The organism is Gelidibacter sp., assembly GCF_039916245.1.
GTDB lineage: Bacteria > Bacteroidota > Bacteroidia > Flavobacteriales > Flavobacteriaceae > Gelidibacter.
Window position 1 is genome coordinate 1 of record NZ_JBDSLS010000045.1, and the last position, 5870, is coordinate 5870.

General features: G+C 36.9%; 3 protein-coding genes. All 3 read left to right on the top strand.

What is annotated here, in order from left to right; translation table 11 throughout:
- The first annotated feature begins 354 nt into the window (after positions 1-354).
- The 3 genes from ABIQ28_RS02265 to ABIQ28_RS02275 are packed head-to-tail and all read left to right on the top strand — an operon-like array spanning position 355 to position 4673.
- A complete protein-coding gene (locus ABIQ28_RS02265; protein ID WP_348035129.1) occupies positions 355-1479 on the top strand; it encodes an MraY family glycosyltransferase in 1125 nt (374 codons plus the stop codon).
- Between the two features lie 57 nt (positions 1480-1536).
- On the top strand, positions 1537-2328 hold the full coding sequence (locus tag ABIQ28_RS02270) for a polysaccharide biosynthesis/export family protein (protein ID WP_348035130.1): 792 nt from the start codon (positions 1537-1539) through the stop codon (positions 2326-2328).
- Between the two features lie 2 nt (positions 2329-2330).
- Entirely contained in the window at positions 2331-4673 is a 2343-nt protein-coding gene (locus ABIQ28_RS02275; RefSeq protein WP_348035131.1) for a polysaccharide biosynthesis tyrosine autokinase, read from the top strand.
- The last annotated feature ends 1197 nt before the right edge of the window (positions 4674-5870 follow it).

Below are 5870 nucleotides of genomic sequence, written 5' to 3' on the forward strand. Positions count from 1 at the left end.
TGAGAGTAGGAGGTGCCAGTAATCGAAGCCTCAAGAATCTTATTCAAAAAACAAAAGAAGATTTTCGAGCGGTCACCACGAATAAAATAAGCTTTCCACTAAGTGTCGTACTTCAAAAGAATCTTTCTAAAATTCCGCAGTGGTTTTCAAAATAATGGAGTTTGAGTTAAATAATAGATGGCTTTGCGTTAATACCCTGTTGAAAAGTGATTTAATTTTGAGAAAATTCTGAACCTCATATAATCGACAAAGTTGATTTAAAACTCAAAATATTGTGACAATTAACACTTTACACCTATATTTACCGATATTTGGATTAGTCATATACCCAAGTAAACCTAAGCTTAAATTGCTATGATTCAAGAACTTCTCACGTATTTCAACCCGCTCGATTACTTAGTGATTTGGTTATTTACAGCCTTCATCATTGCACTTTTTGTTTCTTGGAACACATTTCCAGCAATCTTTATGATCTCTGTAAAAAAACAGCTTATGGACGAACCGGGGTTAAGAAGTGTACATTCTAAGAGGACGCCTAACCTAGGTGGTATTGCCATCTATGTGAGTTTGGTTGTGGTCATAACAACGCTTGGTGCACTATTAAATACTAAGGTGCTTTTATTAGTATTGGGAGGGATGACCATCTTATTTTTTTTAGGCCTGAAAGATGACTTACTTGTGCTGTCTCCTAATAAAAAATTTTTGGGGCAGATTATGGCAGCAATGGTATTAATCATATTTACAGACACACGAATTATTGGTTTTTTTGGTTTTTTCGGAATTACTACTTTACCGTACTGGTTGTCTGTGCTTTTTACATTATTTGTTTATGTATTGATCATTAATGCTTATAATCTGATCGACGGGGTAGATGGTTTAGCGGGTAGTTTAGCATTATTTGCTTGTGCGGCATTTGGATATATCTTCTTGAAAACTGAAGATGTCAGTATGGCTACTATAGCGGTTGCCACGATGGGGTCTTTGATACCATTTTTGAGGTTAAATTTTTCTGAAAAAAGAAAAATTTTTATGGGTGACACCGGTTCGATGATTATTGGATTTTTGATTTCTTTTTTTGTAGTGAGATTTCTCAGTGAAGCACAAATCTTCAGGAAATCAATCTATTATAATTCAGCTCCTGTTTTAGCGCTTGCCATTGTGTTTTTTCCACTTTTGGATACCTTTCGTGTCTTTTTTATTCGTGTAGTATTCCATAGAAAAAGTCCGTTTTCTGCCGATCAGAACCATTTGCACCATGGTTTTCTTAAAATGGGGTATTCGCATGTTCAAACTACGGCCTGTATCGTGATCATTAATGTGGTCTTATTTGTATTGGCGGTTTGGTTTAGGGATTTTGAAATCCATTTGCAATTGATCCTTTTGCTTTCTATGGGCACTTTATTATATTCTTTGGTTTTCTTATACCATTGGATTTTTAAAAATAAAACGGATTCTAAAATAGTAGAACAGACTCCTTGAAGTCATCCCATTTAAAAATAAACGCCTTACTTTTACAATTTAAAAGTGTAAACTTTTATGTATAAATACCTCAACACGATTTTAATGAAACACATCCTATTGCTACTCATTGCATTATTTATCCTGAATTCATGTGCTACAAAAAAGGAAATTCTCTATTTTCAGGATTCTGAACATTATAATAAAACCCCCATAAGTTATACTAGGCCTACTATTCAGCCCAATGATATCTTAAAGATTACTGTGCGAGCGCTTGTTGAAGAGCTGGCAAGGCCATATAATAGGACTCCGGTGGGAAATTCGCAAAGTGGAGGTAGCACTGAGATGATGAAATTGGAGGGTTATTTGGTATCTGAGAACAACACGATTAATTTTCCGCAATTAGGTAAAATTTATACAAAGGATAAAACAACCCAACAGTTGGAGGAAGAATTGACTCGGTTATTGGAAGATGGGGACCATCTCAAAAATCCAACGGTAAACGTGAGATTGATAAATGCTAAAGTCACCATTTTGGGTGAGGTAAGTGGTCCTGGAACTTATGATTTTGCTGAAGAAAGTATTACCTTATTACAAGCCTTGGGTTTGGCAGGAGATTTAACCATTAATGGCAAGCGGGAGGATATTTTAGTAGTCAGAGAAACAGACGGCGTATATAATACAGCCCATGTTGACCTAACTTCAGCACAGCTTTTAACCAGTCCATATTACTTAATTAAGCCTAATGATGTCATTATGGTCAACCCTAATGGACCAAAAATCAAGAGTTCTGGTTTCGTGGGGAATGTGGGAACGTTCATTTCAGTATTTTCAATTGTGTTAAGTACGGTGCTTTTAATTACAAGATAATAATGAATCAAGAAAGAGTAAACACTATCGCAGGTAAAACGGATCAGGGCGAACTTATAAAATATGAAGTCAAAAAATACCTGCGGTATTGGATTTGGTTTGTTTTAGGAGTGTTGATTGCCCTGAGCGCTGCTTTTATTTATCTTAGATATACCAATAATATTTACAGTACCTCTGCCAAAATCCAGATTTTAAATAAAAATAAAGGTATTGAGATGCCTTCGTCTGCATTTATATTCAACCGTTCTAGCATTAACTTGGAGAATGAGATTGAAGTTATCAAGTCTTTGCGTATCAGCGAACGCGTCGTAAGAAATCTCGATTTGACCATGTCTTTTTATGAAGAAGGGAATGTGAGAACTTCTGAAATTGAGCGTTTCCCTTTTAATCTGACCAAAACGATACCTAATGATAGCATTCACGCGCACCAATCCTTTAAAATCCTTATTACTGATAAAGGATTTGAAGTGTATAGAGGAGCATCAGAGAGTGCCATTGTTTTTCCAAATTACAGTTCCTACAATGTGAGGCATAATTTGCCTTTTGAATTGGAAGCAAGCAGTCTTAATAGTATAAAGGAAAATAAAGGAAAAACATTTATATTACGACTGAGTCCAGTGACCTCCGCTGCCCGGAATTTAAAGGGCGGTTTGGGCATTTCACTTTTAGGTAAAAGCAGTGATTTGTTACAACTTAGTTATACCGGTGGAAATAGGTCAAAATCAGAACGGATTCTTAATGAAGTCCTTTCAGTATTCAATTTGGATGGAATTGTGGACCGTCAAGAGGTGTCTAAAAGAACGATTTCGTTTATTGATGAACGTTTTGGGTTCTTAGCTGGCGAGTTAGATTCCATAGAAGGAGAGAAAAGGGATTATAAACAATCGAATAATTTTTTTAATGTCGAATCTGACGCTGCTCTAGGGATCTCACAACGTACAGCATCAGAGAATGAGGTATTCGCTATCGAAAGTCAAATTATGCTTTCCAATATGCTGGTAGAGTCTTTAAATATTAAAAACTCCCAATATGAATTACTTCCAGCGAATATAGGGATCTCAAGTGTGAATACGAACGAGCTGATAGGGGCATACAATACTCTGATCTTTGAACGCTATAATTACCTGACCAGTGGTGGGCAAAATAATCCGATGGTTCAAACGATCAATGAAAAGTTGAAAGAATTGGCTAATAATATCAACAATTCTTTAAATGCCTACAAAGCCCAGTTGCAGGCTTCAAAACATCAACTGGTCCAAAGAAATAATAAATTCTCATCCCAAGTTGCTGCCATTCCTTCTAAAGAAAAAATCATGCGTTCCATTGATCGTCAACAGGCCATTAAAGAAACTTTGTATTTATTTTTATTACAGAAGCGAGAAGAAGCAGCGATTAATTTGGCGATCACTGAGCCGTCTATAAAAGTGGTGGAATATGCCAGTTCCAGCGGTGCTCCCATTTCACCAAATAGAAAGAATATATTCCTCATGGCCTTAATGGCAGGTTTAGTTATTCCTTTTGGAGCAATCTATACTACCATCTTATTGGATACAAAAATAAAGGGAAAAAAGGATGTCGAATTGAGAGTGTCGAATATTCCAGTCTTGGCAGAACTGCCTAAAATTAAAAGTGAGAATTTAGTGTTTTCTGATCCTACGGATCGTACAACACAGGCTGAGGCTTTTAGAATATTGAGTTCAAATATAAATTATGTGTTGCCTAAGCTTGCTGATGGAAAAGGGAAGGTTATTTATATGACCTCTAGCATTAAAGGTGAGGGCAAAACTTATGCTGGAGTCAATTTGTCCTTGGCATTATCGAGTTTAAATAAGAAGGTGTTACTTATTGGTGCCGATTTAAGGAATCCGCAGATCCACCATTATACCGTGCCAGAAATGGACAAGAATGCTCCAGGATTATCCAATTATCTCTATGACGTTGCATTTGGATGGCATGAGGCTTTGGTTAAAGGCTTTCCGAAGCACCCAGATCATGATGTTTTGCTTTCGGGAAGTATTCCACCCAACCCAGCTCATTTATTGACCAATGGCCGTTTTGAACAATTGCTGAACGAAGCTAGGTTGGAGTATGACTACATCATCGTCGATACAGCACCGACTATTTTGGTAACAGATACCCTCTTAATTTCTGAGTTTGCTGATGCTACCTTGTACTTGGTCAGAGCTGAACTTACTGAGAAAAGCCTCCTGGATTTCTCTAAGGACCTTGCTGAAACTGGACGTTTAAAAAACATGGCCTACGTTATAAACGGTGTTGGCGCGAGTAGAGCCTACGGATATAGCTACAATTATGGTTATGGCTATGGTTATAGCAGCGAAGATTAATACACAAGTATACGAATATCTGTCCGGTTCGAACTTTAGGTTTGGATCGGATTTTTTTTGAATCTGTGAACTTCATTGATCGGTTGTCAAATTAAATTCATTGAAACGATCTATCATTTTTTTATCGCTTATATTTCAACAATCGGTGTTGGCGCGAGTAGAGCTTACGGATATAGCTACAATTATGGTTATGGCAATGGTTATAGCAGCAAGGATTAATCGACAAGTATATAGAAATTTAGGTCCGGTTCGAACTTTAAGTCTGGACCGGATTTTTTTTTGAATCTGTGAACTTCATTGATCGGATGTCAGATTAAATTCAGTGAAACAATCTATCTTTTTATTTATTACTTACATTTCAACAATCGGTGTTGGCGCGAGTAGAGCATACGGATATAGCTATAATTATGGATATGGTTATAGCAGCGAAGATTAGTCTAAAAGTATACTAATATCTGTCCGGTTCGACCTTTAGGTTTGGATCGGATTTTTTTATAAATGTCTTTAGATTCCTCAATTATTTGTGATTCTTCTAGGGCTGAAATGCATGATGGTTAACTTTTTAAGACGCTAAATTATCACCTAAAATAGTAATTTGTATACTTTACTGATGGCTATCATCTTTACAAATTCAATTTATTTTAAAACATCCAACTACTATTCCGCTCTGGCTAATGATGCTTTTTGATACTGATTTTCCAGTCCATTGTAACAGTCATTACTGCGCACCTCATCCATAATACCTCATTCATAACTTGAACTTCCTGGGTTAGAGTGTGCGTGTATGAGTTAATTAAGTCATTGATAAATCTAGTAGCGATGTCCTTTGTGGCGCTTTGTGCTCCCTTCGCGCAACTTTGTGTCATAGCTTTCAAGTCAACGAAATCCAATTCCCGCACACTAGGTAGATATTCGTGGATATTAACTCTGACTGCTCCTAAGTTTTCTCTCCTTGAATATCCTCTAAGATCTATTTTCTGCCAACTGAAGACTGAATACTGCTGACTGAAGACCTCCCTCTACCCACTACCCACTACCCACCACCCACTACCCACTTTCCACAACTCACCACTTCCTCCTTTGCGAACATCCACCAGTATACACCCTTGGGAAAAGCGGTAATAAAGAAAATGTGTTGATGAGCGATGATGAACTTGTTCAAAATAAAATCGAATTCTTCAATACCAATCGTGGTGG

What these genes read in the sequence shown, in the direction of transcription:
- ABIQ28_RS02265 (WP_348035129.1), top strand. Translation starts at nt 355, where the DNA reads ATGATTCAAGAACTTCTCACGTATTTCAACCCGCTCGATTACTTAGTG.
- ABIQ28_RS02270 (WP_348035130.1), top strand. Translation starts at nt 1,537, where the DNA reads ATGTATAAATACCTCAACACGATTTTAATGAAACACATCCTATTGCTA.
- ABIQ28_RS02275 (WP_348035131.1), top strand. Translation starts at nt 2,331, where the DNA reads ATGAATCAAGAAAGAGTAAACACTATCGCAGGTAAAACGGATCAGGGC.